The sequence below is a fragment of the Mesorhizobium sp. CNPSo 4684 genome, assembly GCF_057784315.1.
Genome location: NZ_JBWLUX010000010.1, coordinates 42,216 through 57,709 on the forward strand (window position 1 = coordinate 42,216; position 15,494 = coordinate 57,709).

General features: G+C 60.6%; 15 protein-coding genes and 3 pseudogenes. 8 read left to right on the top strand and 10 right to left on the bottom strand.

Features of this window, described 5'->3' with window-relative positions:
• Positions 1 to 12: 12 nt before the first annotated feature.
• Together ribB and aroC are read right to left on the bottom strand one after the other, a co-directional pair.
• A complete protein-coding gene (gene ribB, locus AC04SG_RS11065; RefSeq protein ID WP_488551045.1) occupies positions 13 to 1,113 on the bottom strand; it encodes a 3,4-dihydroxy-2-butanone-4-phosphate synthase in 1,101 nt (366 codons plus the stop codon).
• Between the two features lie 81 nt (positions 1,114 to 1,194).
• Positions 1,195 to 2,310: a chorismate synthase gene (gene aroC / locus AC04SG_RS11070; protein ID WP_488551046.1), complete on the bottom strand. Its 1,116-nt coding sequence runs from the start codon at positions 2,308 to 2,310 to the stop codon at positions 1,195 to 1,197.
• A gap of 184 nt (positions 2,311 to 2,494) precedes the next feature.
• Here aroC and AC04SG_RS11075 point away from each other — a divergent pair, with 184 nt between their 5' ends.
• Positions 2,495 to 2,749 carry a DUF1344 domain-containing protein gene (locus AC04SG_RS11075; protein ID WP_023747552.1) on the top strand — a complete coding sequence of 85 codons (255 nt, stop codon included), beginning with the start codon at positions 2,495 to 2,497 and terminating at the stop codon, positions 2,747 to 2,749.
• Between the two features lie 178 nt (positions 2,750 to 2,927).
• Here AC04SG_RS11075 and AC04SG_RS11080 read toward each other — a convergent pair whose 3' ends face one another.
• From AC04SG_RS11080 to AC04SG_RS11095, 4 genes and pseudogenes are all read right to left on the bottom strand, one after another.
• Positions 2,928 to 3,515 (bottom strand): histidine phosphatase family protein, encoded by a 588-nt coding sequence (locus tag AC04SG_RS11080; RefSeq protein WP_488551047.1) that lies wholly within the window; start codon positions 3,513 to 3,515, stop codon positions 2,928 to 2,930.
• Positions 3,516 to 3,561: 46 nt separating this feature from the next.
• Positions 3,562 to 4,383, bottom strand: coding sequence for an enoyl-ACP reductase FabI (fabI, locus tag AC04SG_RS11085; protein WP_488551048.1), 822 nt, complete (start codon positions 4,381 to 4,383; stop codon positions 3,562 to 3,564).
• A gap of 222 nt (positions 4,384 to 4,605) precedes the next feature.
• A pseudogene (locus AC04SG_RS11090) lies at positions 4,606 to 4,821 on the bottom strand (methyltransferase family protein); the annotation flags it as partial.
• A 35-nt stretch (positions 4,822 to 4,856) separates the two neighbouring features.
• Positions 4,857 to 5,780, bottom strand: coding sequence for a DnaJ C-terminal domain-containing protein (locus AC04SG_RS11095; RefSeq protein WP_488551049.1), 924 nt, complete (start codon positions 5,778 to 5,780; stop codon positions 4,857 to 4,859).
• Positions 5,781 to 6,045: 265 nt separating this feature from the next.
• Here AC04SG_RS11095 and AC04SG_RS11100 point away from each other — a divergent pair, with 265 nt between their 5' ends.
• The 4 genes from AC04SG_RS11100 (at position 6,046) to AC04SG_RS11115 (ending at position 10,652) form a co-directional block, all read left to right on the top strand.
• Complete coding sequence (locus AC04SG_RS11100) at positions 6,046 to 6,702, top strand: response regulator (protein WP_488551050.1); 657 nt, start codon at positions 6,046 to 6,048, stop codon at positions 6,700 to 6,702.
• Complete coding sequence (locus tag AC04SG_RS11105) at positions 6,699 to 8,075, top strand: sensor histidine kinase (RefSeq protein WP_488551051.1); 1,377 nt, start codon at positions 6,699 to 6,701, stop codon at positions 8,073 to 8,075. The genes AC04SG_RS11100 and AC04SG_RS11105 overlap by 4 nt, the downstream gene beginning before the upstream one ends.
• A gap of 131 nt (positions 8,076 to 8,206) precedes the next feature.
• Complete coding sequence (locus AC04SG_RS11110; RefSeq protein ID WP_281401926.1) at positions 8,207 to 9,139, top strand: glycosyltransferase family 2 protein; 933 nt, start codon at positions 8,207 to 8,209, stop codon at positions 9,137 to 9,139.
• A 1-nt stretch (position 9,140) separates the two neighbouring features.
• Positions 9,141 to 10,652 carry a lipopolysaccharide biosynthesis protein gene (locus AC04SG_RS11115; RefSeq protein WP_488551052.1) on the top strand — a complete coding sequence of 504 codons (1,512 nt, stop codon included), beginning with the start codon at positions 9,141 to 9,143 and terminating at the stop codon, positions 10,650 to 10,652.
• Positions 10,653 to 10,695: 43 nt separating this feature from the next.
• Here the strand turns inward: AC04SG_RS11115 and AC04SG_RS11120 are convergent.
• A pseudogene (locus tag AC04SG_RS11120) lies at positions 10,696 to 10,968 on the bottom strand (RT0821/Lpp0805 family surface protein); the annotation flags it as partial.
• A 19-nt stretch (positions 10,969 to 10,987) separates the two neighbouring features.
• A pseudogene (locus AC04SG_RS11125) lies at positions 10,988 to 11,140 on the bottom strand (DnaJ domain-containing protein); the annotation flags it as partial.
• Between the two features lie 219 nt (positions 11,141 to 11,359).
• Between AC04SG_RS11125 and AC04SG_RS11130 the strand changes: the two are divergent.
• The gene (locus AC04SG_RS11130) at positions 11,360 to 12,787 is read left to right on the top strand and encodes a M20 family metallopeptidase (RefSeq protein ID WP_488551053.1); all 1,428 of its coding nucleotides are present in this window, start codon (positions 11,360 to 11,362) and stop codon (positions 12,785 to 12,787) included.
• Positions 12,788 to 12,841: 54 nt separating this feature from the next.
• Here AC04SG_RS11130 and AC04SG_RS11135 read toward each other — a convergent pair whose 3' ends face one another.
• Positions 12,842 to 13,303: an RT0821/Lpp0805 family surface protein gene (locus AC04SG_RS11135; protein WP_488551054.1), complete on the bottom strand. Its 462-nt coding sequence runs from the start codon at positions 13,301 to 13,303 to the stop codon at positions 12,842 to 12,844.
• 40 nt (positions 13,304 to 13,343) lie between these two features.
• On the opposite strand from AC04SG_RS11135, the gene pdxH reads away from it, so the two are divergent.
• Together pdxH and AC04SG_RS11145 are read left to right on the top strand one after the other, a co-directional pair.
• Complete coding sequence (gene pdxH, locus AC04SG_RS11140) at positions 13,344 to 13,961, top strand: pyridoxamine 5'-phosphate oxidase (RefSeq protein ID WP_488551055.1); 618 nt, start codon at positions 13,344 to 13,346, stop codon at positions 13,959 to 13,961.
• 56 nt (positions 13,962 to 14,017) lie between these two features.
• Positions 14,018 to 14,650, top strand: a complete 633-nt coding sequence (locus AC04SG_RS11145) for a LysE family translocator (RefSeq protein WP_488551056.1) — start codon at positions 14,018 to 14,020, stop codon at positions 14,648 to 14,650.
• A 62-nt stretch (positions 14,651 to 14,712) separates the two neighbouring features.
• On the opposite strand, the gene AC04SG_RS11150 is transcribed toward AC04SG_RS11145, so the two are convergent.
• Entirely contained in the window at positions 14,713 to 15,468 is a 756-nt protein-coding gene (locus AC04SG_RS11150) for a crotonase/enoyl-CoA hydratase family protein (RefSeq protein WP_488551057.1), read from the bottom strand.
• Positions 15,469 to 15,494 lie beyond the last annotated feature (26 nt).

Genomic DNA, 15,494 nt, shown 5'->3' on the forward strand with positions numbered 1-15,494 from the left:
TGCCCCACCACCCTAGATAATTTCGGTTTTGGCGATGTGAATGCCAAAGCCTTCGAGGCCGACATAGTGGCGTTCGCGCGAGGCGATCAGGTTGATCGACGAAATGCCGAGATCCTTCAGGATTTGCGCGCCGAGGCCGATTTCGCGCCATTCGTTCTCGCGGCGGCGCGCCTCTTCGTGGTCCTCGCGGTCGCCGCTCTGCGGCCGCTTGCGCTCCTGGTGGGCGACGCCGACGGAGCCCTCCCGGAGATAGACGATGACGCCGCGCTTGCGCTCGCCCATCGCCTTCATGATGCCATCGAGCCGATGGCTGGTGCCGAAGACGTCGGTCACCACGTCCTCGGAATGCAACCGCACCGGCACGTCCTCGCCATCCCTTATATCGCCGAAGACGATCGCTACATGGTGCATGGAATCCCAGGGCAGCGTGTAGGTGAAGACCTGCGCCTTGCCGCCCAGCGTGTCGATGTCCGAACAGGCGACGCGCTCGACCAGCGTTTCCTTGCGCTGCCGGTAGGCGATGAGGTCGGCGACCGAAACCTGCTTGAGGCCGTGCTCCTCAGCAAAGCTTGCCACCTGCGGCCCGCGCTTGACGGTGCCGTCGTCGTTGACCAGTTCCGAGATCACGCCAACCGGCGGCAGGCCGGCGAGCTTGCACAGGTCGACCGCGGCTTCGGTATGGCCCGAGCGCATCAGCACGCCGCCTTCGCGGGCGATCAGCGGAAAGATATGGCCCGGACGGACGAAATCCGAACCGCCGACATTGCCGTTGGCGAGGTTGCGCACGGTCAGCGTGCGGTCGTCGGCTGAAATGCCGGTCGTGGTGCCATGCTTGAAATCGACGCTGACGGTAAAGGCGGTGGTGTGGGCGGAATCATTGTCGGCGACCATCGGCGACAGGTTCAGGCGCTTCGCCTCCTCGCGCGGCATCGGCGTGCAGACGATGCCGGAGGTGTGGCGGATGATGAAGGCCATCTTTTCCGGCGTGCAATGCACGGCGGCAACGATCAGGTCGCCCTCATTCTCACGTCCGTCATCGTCCATGACGACGACGATTTCGCCGCGTTCGAAAGCGCGGAGGGCTTCGACGATTTTCTTCTGGTCGTAAGGCATTGGCTCGCTTCGCTCGCAGGGAATAGGGGTTGGGCGGTAGGGATTAGGGGAGGAAGGTCGGGCTGGCCTGTTGCCAATTGCCTAATCCCTACTGCCTACTCCCTTTCCCGTCTGTCCTCGATGCCGCAGATAGTGATCGGCGATCGCGCAGGCAACCATGGCCTCGCCGATCGGCACGGCGCGGATGCCGACGCAGGGGTCGTGGCGGCCCTTGGTCATGACATCGACATCGTTGCCGTCCTTGTCGATGGATTTGCGCGGCGTCAGGATCGACGAGGTCGGCTTGACGGCGAAACGGGCGATAATCGCCTGGCCGGTCGAGATGCCGCCCAAAATGCCGCCGGCATTGTTGGACAGGAAGACAGGCTTGCCGTCATTGCCCATGCGCATCTCGTCGGCATTCTGTTCGCCGGTGATGCGGGCGGCTTCGAAACCATTGCCGATCTCGACGCCCTTGACGGCGTTGATCGACATCAGACCGGACGCAATGTCCTGGTCGAGCTTGGCGTAGATCGGCGCGCCGAGGCCGGCCGGCACGCCGTCGGCAACGATTTCGATCACCGCTCCGACCGAGGAGCCGGATTTGCGGATGCCGTCGAGATACTGCGTGAAGACCGGAACGGACGCTGGATCCGGAGTGAAGAACGGGTTTTCGGCATCACTGACGAAATTCCAGTTCCAGTTGGCGCGGTCGATGGATTTCTCGCCCATCGAGACCAGCGCGCCGCGCACCACCATGCCGGGCACCACCTTGCGGGCAAGCGCGCCGGCAGCCACGCGCGCTGCCGTCTCACGCGCCGAGGAGCGGCCGCCGCCACGATGGTCGCGCACGCCGTATTTGACGTCATAGGTGTAGTCAGCGTGGCCGGGACGGTACTGGCGGGCGATCTCGCCATAGTCCTTGGAGCGCTGGTCGACATTCTCGATCAGCATCGAGACCGGCGTGCCGGTGGTGATCATCGTCTCGCCATCCTCGTCGAGGATGAAGCCTGACAGCACCTTGACTTCATCCGGTTCGCGGCGCTGCGTCACAAAACGTGACTGGCCGGGACGGCGCTTGTCGAGTTCAGCCTGGATTTCGGCCCGCGTGAAGCGGATGCCGGGCGGGCAGCCGTCGACGACGCAGCCGAGCGACGGGCCATGGCTTTCGCCCCAGGTGGTGACGCGGAAGAGATGGCCGAACGTGTTGTGAGACATGGAATTTTGCCCTGCCCGGCAGCGGAACCGGATCAAGGGTGCCTTCTATTGGCGTTTTCCACAGCGGTCAAACTGTGATCCGGCGGTTTTAGTTTTGACACATTCGGTTGGTTTCTGCTCTCTTCCATCCGCCCGTTGAAAGCTCGCCGCCACCCGTGCAGGCGCAATGACAAAGAGGACGACGATGCGTACCCTGATCGGCGCTGCTGCCGCCATGTTGCTGATTTCCACCGCCGCCTATGCCGGCCAGACCGAAGGCCTGATCAAGAAGGTCGACAAGGACGCGCTGACGCTGACGCTGGAGGACGGAAAGTCCTACAAGCTCAACGCCGAGACCGATCTCGACTCGCTGAAGCCCGGCATGGATATCGTGATCGCCTATGACGTGACGAATGGCGAGAACGTCGTCACCGACATGGAACTGCCTGATACCGAGTAAGGCCGGCACCGAGTAGGGCCGACACCGAATAGGACCAGCATCGAACAGGGTTTTTCGCCCTGCGGACAAAAACAGGACAGACGTCCTGTTTGTTCGCCGCTCGATGCTCCGGCTATCTCTTTGATTCACGCAATTCCGGACGGAAAACCGTTTCACACTTTTCCTGGAATTGCTTAGCCTAAAGCCACTCCAGCCGCCCGTCCTGCAGCCTGAGCACGCGGTCCTGCGGCACCTCCAGCCTTGCCGCTTCGTCTTCGGAAACGCCTTCCACCATCCGAAACAGGGTCCGTACGACGCCGCCATGCGTGACGCAGACCGTCTGGCGATCCAGCGCTTCGAACCACGGCTTCACCCGTTCGAGCAGCATCTGGTAGCTTTCGGCGCCCTCGCCCGGCGGCTGAAAATTCCATTTGTCGCGGCGGCGCGGCTTGACCGAGCCTGGGCTGCGCGCCTCGAGTTCGGCAAAGGTGTACCCCTGCCAGTCGCCGAAATGCACCTCGACCAGGCGCGGGTCGGTGCGAAAGGCGTCGGGATCGAGCTGCATTGCCAAGCGTAGCCGCTGCATCGTCTCGCGCGTCCGCTTCATCGGGCTGGCGACAAAGTCGAAATCTTCGGGCTTCCGGATCAGTTCGGCCAGGCGTTGTCCGTTGCGGGTCGCCTGCTCGCGGCCGAGTTCATTGAGGTCGGTGTCGGCCTGCCCTTGCAGCCGGAACTCGGCATTCCACTGCGTCTGGCCGTGGCGCACGATGTAGACGAGCGGAACCATCAGGTCTTCCAGAAAGCAGGACAGACGGGCAGAGATTGCGGCAGGACTAGTCCTTGACGGTCGAAATATCCGGCGCGTCGACCGCCTTCATGCCGACGACGTGGTAGCCGGAATCGACATGGTGCACTTCGCCGGTGACGCCACGGGACAGGTCGGACAGGAAATAGACGCCGGAATCGCCGACCTCTTCCTGGGTGACGGTCTGCTTCAGCGGTGAATTGTATTCGTTCCACTTCAGGATGTAGCGGAAATCGCCAATACCCGAAGCAGCCAAGGTCTTGATCGGCCCGGCCGAGATGGCGTTGACCCGGATCTTCTTGCCGCCGAGATCGACGGCGAGATAGCGCACGCTGGCTTCGAGCGCGGCCTTGGCAACACCCATGACGTTGTAATGCGGCATCACTTTTTCGGCGCCGTAATAGGTCAGCGTCAGCAGCGAGCCGCCATCGGTCATCAGCGCCTCGGCACGCTTGGCGATGGTGGTGAAGGAAAACACCGAAATGTCCATGGTGCGCAGGAAGTTGTCGCGAGTCGTCTCGACATAGCGGCCGGTCAGCTCGTCCTTGTCGGAAAAAGCGATGGCATGGACGAGGAAGTCGAGCTTGCCACCCCAATGCTTGGCGACATTGGCGAAGACCTCGTCGAGGCTCGCCGGGTCGGTGACATCGCAATGGCCGGCGACAAAGGCGCCCAATTCCGCCGCAAGCGGCTCGACGCGCTTCTTGAACGCTTCGCCCTGATAGGTCAGCGCGATCTCGGCGCCGTGGTCGACGCAGGCCTTGGCGATGCCGTAGGCGATCGATCTGTTGTTGGCGACGCCCAGTATAAGCCCGCGCTTGCCGGCCATAAGGCCCTGTCCACCCGCCATGTCAGCGCTCTCCGAAAGATTTTCTGCTTTGGAGTGCCTATCGCACAGGCAGAAAGGCGCATCAAGCGCAGACGGGCCGCGCGTTCAATTCAGACACTCGGCAAACAACGATTGGGGGTGTGTAACGTGTTTGTGAGCTTCAAATGGCTCAGGCCAGCGCGCCTCGACGGCCCGGGCCCGCCACCGACCAGCCGAATCGGCTGGTCGGTACCGGATGCGACCCTATTCCGCGACTTTGCGGCAGGGAATGAGCATTCCCACCTGCTTGCGGTAGAGGCGGTACTGATCGCCGAAAATCGCGACGAGATCGCGTTCCTAGAGGAAGATGCCGAGCAGGATGTAGCCGGTGCTGCCTGCAGCAAACAGAAGATGGCCCCATGTCATGGACGGCGTCGCCCAGAAGGCCAGGAGAAAGCCGACATAGATCGGGTGCCGGATCCTGGAATTGCCCTGGCAGGCGAAATGCAGCCGCGTCAGCCCTTGCGGCCGCGCATCAGCGCTTCGAGCTCGCTGTCGCCACCTTCCGGCAGCATGATGCGGACATGGGCGTAGAGATCGCCATGGCCGCCGGTCTTTTCCGGCAAGCCCCTGCCCTTCAGCCGCAGAACCTTGTCCGAACTCGACCAGGCCGGGACATTGACCGCCAGCCTGCCGGTCGGCGTGTCGACCGGCACCTTGGCGCCCAGCACCGCATCGGCCAACGCTACCTCCAGATCGGCATGCAGGTCGCGACCTTCGATGCGGTAGCGCGGATGCCTGCGGATGTGGATCTTGACCAGTGCATCGCCCGGCTGCCCCGGTCCTTGCTCGCCCTGGCCCTTCAGCCGGATGGTCTGGCCCTCCTCGACATAGGCCGGCAGCTTGACCGCGATCTTGCGGCCGTCTGGGAACATAGCCGTCACCTTTTCGGCGGTCGCCATCTCCTCGATGGTGACGTCGAGCGTCACGTTGAGGTCCGCTGCCTGCACCGGCTGACGGCGGTCGCCGGCGCCGCGCGCGCCGGAAAAAGCGTCGCCGAAGATCTGGCTGAAAATGTCGCTGTTGCCGTCGAACGGATCGCCACCCGGACGGCCCGAGCGGAATTCGAAGCGCGAGCCGCCGGCGCCCTGCTGGCGGCGAAAGCCGCCAAACGGATCGCCGCCACCGGCAGCGCCCTCAAAACCCTGGAATTTCGGCTTGCCGTCGGCGTCGATCTCGCCGCGGTCGAACGCCGCACGGGTCTTCTCGTCGCCAATGACCTCATAGGCCTGGTTGGCGGCGGCAAACCGGTCCTTCGCCTTGGGATCATTCGGGTTCTGGTCCGGATGATGCTTCTTGGCGAGTTTGCGGTAGGCCGATTTTATGTCCTTGGCCGATGCGTTCTTGGCAACGCCCAGCACCTCATAGGGGTCGCGCATTCGTCCTGCTCTGGAAAAAGAGTGAATCCATGTTGCCCCCTATATGCGCTCGCATAGGAAGAAATTCCAGTGGCGGGCCGCCTATCCAACCAGAATACCACCGGCGTCGTTTTGAGCCACTCGTCCGAGTGCGTTTGCGATCTCTCGCAATCGTGACGAGACACCCCGACCATAAGCTGATTTTGCCCGCAAAAAGCCGCGATGGCGGCCATTGGTCTGCAACCGGAGGGCAGCCGGTTCAGCTGACGGAAGGGCATAGCAAACCATGCGCCTGCTTCTGGTTGAGGACGACATGATCCTCGGCTCTTCGCTGAAGAAGGCCCTCGAAAAGCATGCCTATGGCGTTGACTGGATTCAGGATGGCGAGGCCGCGATCGCGGCCCTTGAAAATCTCGTCTTCGAGGTGGTCGTGCTCGACATCAACCTGCCCGAGGTCAACGGGATAGAGGTCTTGCGGTCGGTGCGAAGAAAACGCAACGCCGTACCGATCCTCATGCTCACCGCCCGCGATACATCTCTTCAAAAGGTCGAAGGGCTCGACAACGGAGCCGACGACTATCTGGTAAAGCCGTTCGATCTGGATGAATTGCTGGCACGGCTGCGCGCCCTCATGCGCCGGCGGGAGGGCCGCACCGACATCATTCTGAAAAGCGGCGATGTCGAAATGGATCCGGCGGCAATGGTGGTACGCGGCGCCGAAGGCCAGATCACGATGACCGCCAAGGAATTCCGGCTGCTTAAGCTACTGATGGAGCGGGCAGGCAAATACGTCACCAAAAGCGACATCGAATACGCACTCTACAGCGCGGACAGTGCCGTTGAGAGCAACACGACCGAAGTGATAATCTACAATCTGCGCAGAAAGCTTGGCGCCGAGTTCATCCGGTCCATCCGGGGCGTCGGCTATATGATCGAGCCATGAAGCGCTGGCCCCTGACCTGGAAACTCTTTCTCCGGATAACGCCGACGATCCTCATCGCCATCGCCGTCATTGGGATTTTTGCTTTCCGCAGCGCCAGGCGGGAGATCGACAATATCTACGATGCAAAGCTGATCAATGACGCCAACGTGCTTTGGACGCTGCTGGAACATCAGATCGAAAAACCCGGCAGCCAGCCGCCTATCCAGGTCAAAGACATGGACTTTTCGATGGGCAATCAACTCGCCATAAACGATCAGGCGGACGACTACGCCGACGCGCACATATTCCGCCTGTGGAAAGACGGACAAATCCGGATATTTTCCAACGGGGCCTTCCCCGCGAGCATCCCTATCCAAAGGGCCGGCTTCACCGACCTGAAATATGCAAATGAGGCGTGGCTGGTCTATTCGCTTCCGATCCCGAATACCGGGATCGTTGTCGAGGTGGGAGAAAAGCGAACCCTGCGCGACACGCTTGTATCGAATATTATGCTCAACCTCTTCTTCCCTCTGTTGGTGCTCGTGCCAGTCATCGGGCTTTTGGTCTGGTATGGAATAAACAACGGTTTGGGGCCCATTCACGGCCTGGTCCGTCAAATCCGCAGTCGCTCGCCCGACGACCTCTCCGTCATTCCGATGGATAAGTTGCCGCGCGACCTCTACCCGCTGGGCATGTCGGTGAACCAGTTGCTCACCAAGCTTGACCGATCGCTGACGGCGGAAAGGCGCTTCGCCGACCAGGCAGCGCATCAGTTGCGAACACCACATGCCGGCATAAAGCTGCTGCTGCAGATACTACGCCATAGCGACAGCGACACCGAACGGGAGACGATCCTTGCTAACCTGATGGCCAGCAACGACAAGGCTACCCGCCTCATCGAGCAGATGCTCCAGGCGGCGCGCATCAGCCATCAGCCGGTCGAGTTGAAAGCGGTGCGGCTCTATGAAGTCACCGCCTCGGTCATGGCCGAGTTCGGTGCGCTCATTACGCTCAAGCGGCACGATGTTTCGCTCGACGGCGACGAGTTGGCCGAGGTCAATGCGGACGAAGCCATGCTTCGCCTGTTGATAGGCAATTTGATCGACAATGCCATCAAGTACACGCCCGCCGGCGGTAAGATCAAAGTTTCGATCTCTCCCGAACCCGGCGCTTGGGGGCTCTCGATCATCGACAATGGTCCAGGCATCGCTGCTCAGCATCGGGAGGCGGTGTTCCAGCGGTTTTATCGCGCGAATACGCCTGAGGTGGAGGGAACCGGACTGGGTCTAGCCATCGTTTCGGGTATCGTCGAGCGTCTTTCCGCGCATCTCGAGCTTAGCCAGCCTTCGCCCGGTGGTGGCCTGCACATCGCGGTGACGTTGCCGCAAGCCTGAAGTCGCGGCCCTGCCCGTCATGCACGGCGCGACGCTTCGATTTCAGTTTCGCTTCATCGCAGCCTAATCGTGCTCTCAGCGACGGCTGGTACGCCTGATCCAATACCCCCTGGATCACGCGAGAGCATCCCATGCGACCAACTGTGTCCGTCCTGATCGCCGCCTACAACGCGACTCCGTTTCTGGAGCGCGCCGTCAATTCCGCCCTGGCGCAGGGTGATTTAGTCCTCGAAATCTTAATCATCGACGATTGCTCGACAGACGCCACCCACGAGGTTGCCGGAGCGCTGTCGCGGAAAGACAAACGCGTCGTCGTTGTTCGCTTGCCGAAAAATGGAGGACCCGCAGAAGCCCGGAATGCCGGCCTGGAAGCCGCGCGAGGAGACTGGGTGGCAATTCTGGATGCAGATGACGCATACGCGCCGGGACGGGTTGAACGACTTGTTGATATGGCTGCCTCACAGGAAGCTGATATCGTAACCGACAAGTTCGCGTATTACGATCCGGCGAGCGACACGTCCTGGCCCGCGACCATCGGATTTACTAAAGACGTAACACTGATAGACATTGAGACCTTTTTGGCTCACGCGAGGCCCTTCGGCATGGATACGGACTGGGGACTGCTCAAGCCTATCTTCAAGCGGAAGTTCCTGACCGATCGATCACTGCGCTACCCGTCCTATTCTCGCCACGGAGAGGATTTTCTCTTCGTGACGGACGCCCTTCTGGAAGGTGCAAGATATGTGGCTGATAACGCGCCTGGTTACATATACACCCACCGCCGATCGGGTTGGAGCAGGACCAAGGTAAACTACGATGGCCAGGTCGACCAATCGCACAGGCTTTTGCTCGATCGACGCCTGTCGGGCAATCTGAAACTCGTTTCGCTGCTGAAGGAGCGCATTAGCGCGATGAAGCGCCTCTCGGCGGAATACAAGGCTCAAACTCTGATAAGGGAGCGCAAACTGGTGCCCCTTGCGATCGCAGGGATAACGGATTGGCGGATCGCCGCGTCTATCCTGAAAAAAGCCAAAGGCAAGGTTACGATGGCTCAAGCGAATTGAAATGGCGGCTCGCAAAAAATTTTCGTTTTCAGAAAGTCGCATGTCCCGAACGGAGCTGAAGGTCGCCTCGGTAAACGGGGCGGCCGTAAACTTCGTGTCTCAGGGACTCAAGTTCTTGATGCAATTCTGCTATCAAATTCTTATTGCTCGACTTCTCCTGCCTGAGGACTTTGGCATCGTGGCGATGGCGGCGCCATTGTTTGCGTTCGCAGCTCTGTTTACGGATTTTGGTTTGACGCAGGCTACAGTCCAACGGGCCGAGATTACCCAGGACCAGCTAAGCTTCATTTTCTGGATTAACGTCGGGCTGAGTGCGGCCGTCTGTTTAGCTGTGACAGCTCTCGCTCCGGCAGCAGGCGCTTTTTTCAAAGAGCCCCGCCTTGTGCCGATCATATTGGCTCTCAGCGCAACCTTCGTAGTCGGCGGGCTCTGCGCACAGCATATGGCCTTGCTAAATCGTCAACTGCTTTTTTCAAAAATCGCTTTGGTTGAACTGGGGAGTTTTTCGGTTGGAGCGGCGACAGGCCTCCTTTTCGCTTGGCATGGATCTGGCTACTGGGCGTTGGTCTACAGCCAAATCGCCGTGTCGCTGAGCACTCTCTTGCTGACTTGGATCCTTATCAGATGGATTCCCAGCAAACCCGTCCTCAATAGCGAAAATTTCAAGCTTTTGAATTTTGGCGCCAACATAACGTCATTTAATTTCTTGAACTTTTTCGCTAGAAATTTTGACAACATACTAATCGGCCGATATTTAGGTCAATCTCCACTCGGAATATACGACCGGGCATACAAACTTCTACTGATGCCACTGAGCCAGATAACCACACCGATAGCCAAGGTCGCCCTCCCGTCTTTGGCTAGAACGCGGAATGATCCCGACACGTACCGCCGCTTTTACTTCAGAATGTTGGAATTGATTATTCTTGCGACGTATCCCGTAGTCATATTTGCCATCATAAACAGCGAATTGCTCATCGTCACTTTGCTGGGGCAGAAATGGGCGGAGGTTTCGCAGGTGTTTTCGGTTCTTGCTTTTGGCGCAATTTTCGCACCGATCAGCAGCAGCACCGGTTGGCTCTTCATCAGTCAGGACCGGACCAAGGAAATGCGAAACTGGGGGGCCTTGAGCTCCACCTTGTTCGTCGCTTCATTCGTTTGTGGATTGCCTTGGGGAATTACCGGCGTAGCCGCTTTTTACATATGCGTGGGCACCATCCAGGGCCCTGTCCTGTGGTGGGGGGCAACAAGAAGAGGCCCGCTTACCTACAGGCAGCTTCTGGGGACACTGTGGCCGTACTTTTTTGCGGCGATAATAACCGGCGTTTCAGAGTATGGCCTGAAAGCATCATTGCCGGGTAATTTCGGGGCGCTATTCATCTCTCTCGTCGCGTCATATGGGATCTTCTTGGGAGTTGTCATGGTATTCAGCTCAAGCCGAAAAGGCATGGCCGACCTTGCTTTTGAGGGCCTCATATTTGCGGGTCGCTTCTACCGGAAATTCGCTCATTGAGGCCTCAGGGATAGAAAGCTCCCGGCCAACTTGTCATAACCGCCTAGAGCGCCTTGAAATCCTGCATGCGCCAGCCGCCGGCGCCGGCCATGCACAATTCACCCTTGAACAAAGCGACGCCGTCGAAGCTTTCACGCGAGGCGGTAAAACTGCGGCAGGTCTGGCCGTTGTCCTGCAACTCGGCGAGTTCCGTGATGGAGCCGCGCGAGCCGGTGCCGGCATTCGCCCACGGCACGGCCTGGCCGCGAAGCTCCTCTATGTCGGCTGAAGAGACCGCATTGCCGATCGTGGTCTGGTCGGAAGCGTTATCGGCGTCCGCCGATGTCGCCTGCGCCGGCGCACTCGGCAGCGGCAAACCGGTCCTTCGCCTTGGGATCATTCGGATTCTGGTCCGGATGATGCTTCTTGGCGAGTTTGCGGTAGGCCGATTTTATGTCCTTGGCCGATGCGTTCTTGGCAACGCCCAGCACCTCATAGGGGTCGCGCATGCTTCCTGCCTGCAAGAATGGGTGAATCTACAGTTGCCTCCTATATGCGCTCGCATAGGAAGAAATTCCAGTGCTGCACGGCCATATTGACGGCGGAATTAGAGCCCGATGAGATCATTGAGCGGGCGATGGTTTGAGACAAGTGGGATTTGGCGACGGACGTATGGCGCGGCGGGATGGACACTGGCCGTCCAAGACCATCGATGCTAGGCTGAAGGCATGACGCGTGAGGCTGCGATAGCCCGGTCGGAGGCATACTTCGATTCCGGCGCCTTTCGGGAGGATTTGGCCCGTCGGGTTGGCATGCCGACAGAAAGTCAGAACCCTGATCGCGAACATGTGCTGATTGAATATATCGAGGCTGAGATAAGGCCGGCATTCGAAGTGCTTGGCTTTGCCTGCCGAACGCTTAACCAGGACGGCTGGCCATTCTTTTTCGCCGAACGCACAGAGGACGCGGCACGTCCGACGGTACTTGGCTACGGCCACGGCGACGTGATTCGCGGGTTGGATGACGAGTGGGACGAGGGACTTTCCCCGTGGCGTCTGACCGAACGTGACAACAAATGGTACGGACGCGGCGTCGCCGACAACAAGGGTCAGCATTCGATAAATGTCGGCGCTCTTCGAGCCGTGATCGAGACGCGCGGAAGGCTCGGCTTCAACGCCAAGTATCTGATCGAAATGGGGGAAGAACGGGTCTCGCCTGGCCTGCGGGAACTGGCCATGACCCACAAGGAATTATTCCGATCGGACGTGCTGATCGCCTCCGATGGTCCCCGCCTCTCCGTGGAAAGGCCGACCGTGTTTTTGGGTTCGCGCGGCTCTATCTCCTTCGACATCTGGATCGATGCACGCAAGGGCGGCCATCATTCGGGAAACTGGGGCGGTCTGCTCTCGGATCCAGCCATTCAACTTGCCCATGCTATTGTGAGCCTCACCGAACCGACCGGAAAAATTCGGATTCCGGAGTGGCTTCCGACAAGCATTCCCGACGATGTGCGACACGTTCTTGCTGACTGTGAGGTGGAGAGCGGTACGGAGGAGCCCAAGATCGATCCCGACTGGGGCGAGCCTGGCCTGACCTCCGCGGAGAAGGTTTTTGCGTGGAGCTCATTTTCGGTGCTGGCCTTGGAGGCGGGGAATCCGAGGATGCCTGTTGGTGCCATCCCGCCCCGAGCCTGGGCGCGTTGCCAGCTTCGCTTCGTCATCGGGGTGGACGTGCAGGACGTCCTCCCTGCCTTGCGCCGCCATCTGGACCGCAACGGATTTTCGACCGTGCAGATTGCGAAAGCACGCGATGAAGTTTTTCACGCGACGCGACTGGATACGAGGCACCCATGGGTCAGTTGGGTGGTCGATTCGATCGCCCGCACGACGGGAAAGAAACCCGCTATTCTGCCGAGCCTCGGCGGGTCGCTCCCGAACGACATCTTCTCCGAAATTCTTGAAATGCCTACCATTTGGGTCCCGCATTCTTATCCCGGGTGTTCGCAGCACGCGCCCAATGAGCATCTGCCGGTTGCCATTGCCCGAGAAGGGTTGGGGCTGATGGCAGGACTTTACTGGGATTTGGGCGAGCCGAACGGACAGCCAATGACTCGCTCAGGCCTTCGGAAAGCAGACATTGATGTCGAGGCCACTTGAGGTCGGCTCTTGGCGTATAGTCGCCCATCGATGTGGGCCAAACATGCGGTCTACTTAAAGCGCCTTGAAATCCTGCATGTGCCAGCCGCCGGCGCCGGCCATGCACAATTCACCCTTGAACAAAGCGACGCCATCGAAGCTTTCACGCGAGGCGGTAAAACTGCGGCAGGTCTGGCCGTTGTCCTGCAACTCGGCGAGTTCCGTGATGGAGCCGCGCGAGCCGGTGCCAGCATTCGCCCACGGCACGGCCTGGCCGCGAAGCTCCTCTATGTCGGCTGAAGAGACCGCATTGCCGATCGTGGTCTGGTCGGAAGCGTTATCGGCGTCCGCCGATGTCGCCTGCGCCGGCGCACTCGAGGTGACGATGGAACGGTCGACCTCGGCTTTCTCCAGGCTGAAGCCGCCGGCGCCGCAGGCGGCAAGCGGCAAGGCGACGATCACGATCACGGCTTTCGAACTGGCCGAAGCGATAGCGCTCCATTGCCCGCTGTCAAAAGCTTGCGCGATACGCGACAATCGGCAACCTCCTGAGATTCGAGACAATTTGAGAAAAACTATGAGTGACACCGAGTTAACAACTGGTGACTTTACCGAGGCCGCCGAGCCGTTCCGGCTCTTTGCCGCCTGGCTGGAGGACGCCACAAAGAGCGAAATCAACGACGCCAACGGCGTCGCGCTGGCAACCGTCGATGCCAACGGCATGCCGGATGTGCGTATGGTGCTGCTCAAGGGGTTCGATGAAAGCGGTTTTGTCTTCTACACGAATTTCGAGAGCGCCAAGGGCCGCGAGATTCTTGGCAGCATGAAGGCGGCGATGTGCTTTCACTGGAAATCGCTGCGGCGCCAGGTGCGCTTACGCGGGCCGGTGGAGATCGTCAGCGACGCCGAGGCGGACGCCTATTACGCGACGCGGCCGCGCGGCAGCCGCATCGGCGCCTGGGCTTCGAAACAGTCGCGGCCGCTGGAAAGCCGCTTCGCGCTGGAGAAAGCGGTGGCCGAATACACCGCGCGCTACCCGATCGGCGAAATTCCACGGCCAAAGCACTGGTCGGGCTTCCGCATCGTGCCACAGGCGATCGAGTTCTGGCACGACCGGCCGTTCCGGCTGCACGACCGCCTGCTCTTTTCGCGCAACGCCGAAGGCGGCTGGGACAAGACGCGGCTTTACCCCTGACGCTTGTGAAATGGCGCGGTGATCCTAAGCTGATCTGGCTGCAAAGGGAGAATCCAATGAGCCTGTTCCTGGCCTTTCTCGGTGTCTCTTTCATCGTGCTTGCGACGCCCGGTCCCGACACCGCCATCACCATCCGCAACACGCTGCTTGGCGGGCGTGCGGCCGGCGTCTTCACCGCGCTCGGCATCTCCAGCGGCCAAACGATCTGGGCGCTGGCCACCAGCGCTGGTATCGTCGCCCTGCTGGTCGCCTCGGAGCCGCTGTTCCTTGCGGTCAAATATGCGGGTGCCGCCTATCTCGTCTATCTCGGCTGCAAGGCGCTGCAGGAGGCACTATGGCCCTCCCGTCAGCAGGACATGGCTGAAGTCACGAGGCCGGCACGGCGGCTGACGGCGGCGGCCGCCTACCGCCAGGGACTGATCAGCGATCTCGGCAATCCCAAAATGGCAGTGTTCTTCGCCAGCCTACTGCCGCAATTCGTACCGCCCGGCGGGGAAAGCTTCGCGGCGCTGCTCGGTCTCGGCGTGGTGTTCGCCATCATGACCTTCACCTGGCTGGCGCTCTATGCAACGGTTGTGGCCAAAGCCGGGGATTTCCTGCGCCGGCCATCGATCCGCCGCTCCATCGAAGGCGTAACCGGAATTGTGCTGATCGGCTTGGGCATCCGCATCGCGGCCGAACACCGGTAGCGGCTCATCCGTCCAGGCGGCATCAGACGCCTATGACTATGCCACCATCTGCGGCAGGTTGATCAGCTTGCTTTCTTGCGTGTCATGAATGCGGTCAGCGCAGCGCGCGCTTCGTCGGATTTCAGCCGATCGCGGAAATGCGCGCTCTCCACCTTGATGCGGGCGAGAAGTTCGTCGCGCGGCGCGCGCATCAGGTCACGCGCGATCTTCAGCGCTTCCGGCGGCTTGGCGGCGATTGCGCCGGCCGCAGCCAGCACCGCGGTTTCCAGCGCGCTCTCCTCGACCACCTCGTAGATCAGGCCGGCAGTCTTGGCGCGCTCGGCGGAAAAGCCTTCGCCCAGCCCGAGCAGCGCGAAGGCGCCCTGGCGGCCGAGGATGAGCGGCGCGAGCAGGCTGGAGCCGGCCTCCGGCACAAGGCCGAGATCGACGAAGGGCGTGCGGAACACGGTGCGCGGCGTGGCAAAGGTCAGGTCGCAATGCAGATTGAGCGTGGTGCCGATGCCGACCGCAATGCCATCGACGCCCGAGACCATCGGCTTTTCGGTTTTGGCCAGCGCCATCAGGAAGTCCCAGACTTCGTTGCCGCCCTCGCCGCCGGTGGCGATGACCAGGAAGTCGGCGAGGTCGTTGCCGGCCGAGAAGGCGCCCGGCACGCCGAGGAAGACGTGGACGCGGACCGCCGGATCGGCGTCGCCTTCGGCCAGCGCCCTGGACATTGTCGCGTACATGGCGCGCGTCAGCGCGTTCTTCTTGTCCGGGCGGTTCATGCGGATGATCTGAATGGCGCCCTGGCGCTCGACGAGAATATGGTCTGTCACGGTCATTTTTCCCTGGTGAGCGCTTT

Bases quoted from the DNA above. Each gene is read 5' to 3' on its own strand.
- AC04SG_RS11130 (WP_488551053.1), top strand. From the start codon at position 11,360: ATGACGCGTGAGGCTGCGATAGCCCGGTCGGAGGCATACTTCGATTCC.
- AC04SG_RS11145 (WP_488551056.1), top strand. From the start codon at position 14,018: ATGAGCCTGTTCCTGGCCTTTCTCGGTGTCTCTTTCATCGTGCTTGCG.
- AC04SG_RS11110 (WP_281401926.1), top strand. From the start codon at position 8,207: ATGCGACCAACTGTGTCCGTCCTGATCGCCGCCTACAACGCGACTCCG.
- pdxH (WP_488551055.1), top strand. From the start codon at position 13,344: ATGAGTGACACCGAGTTAACAACTGGTGACTTTACCGAGGCCGCCGAG.
- AC04SG_RS11115 (WP_488551052.1), top strand. From the start codon at position 9,141: ATGGCGGCTCGCAAAAAATTTTCGTTTTCAGAAAGTCGCATGTCCCGA.
- AC04SG_RS11095 (WP_488551049.1), bottom strand. From the start codon at position 5,780: ATGCGCGACCCCTATGAGGTGCTGGGCGTTGCCAAGAACGCATCGGCC.
- fabI (WP_488551048.1), bottom strand. From the start codon at position 4,383: ATGGCGGGTGGACAGGGCCTTATGGCCGGCAAGCGCGGGCTTATACTG.
- ribB (WP_488551045.1), bottom strand. From the start codon at position 1,113: ATGCCTTACGACCAGAAGAAAATCGTCGAAGCCCTCCGCGCTTTCGAA.
- AC04SG_RS11105 (WP_488551051.1), top strand. From the start codon at position 6,699: ATGAAGCGCTGGCCCCTGACCTGGAAACTCTTTCTCCGGATAACGCCG.
- AC04SG_RS11075 (WP_023747552.1), top strand. From the start codon at position 2,495: ATGCGTACCCTGATCGGCGCTGCTGCCGCCATGTTGCTGATTTCCACC.
- aroC (WP_488551046.1), bottom strand. From the start codon at position 2,310: ATGTCTCACAACACGTTCGGCCATCTCTTCCGCGTCACCACCTGGGGC.
- AC04SG_RS11080 (WP_488551047.1), bottom strand. From the start codon at position 3,515: ATGGTTCCGCTCGTCTACATCGTGCGCCACGGCCAGACGCAGTGGAAT.
- AC04SG_RS11100 (WP_488551050.1), top strand. From the start codon at position 6,046: ATGCGCCTGCTTCTGGTTGAGGACGACATGATCCTCGGCTCTTCGCTG.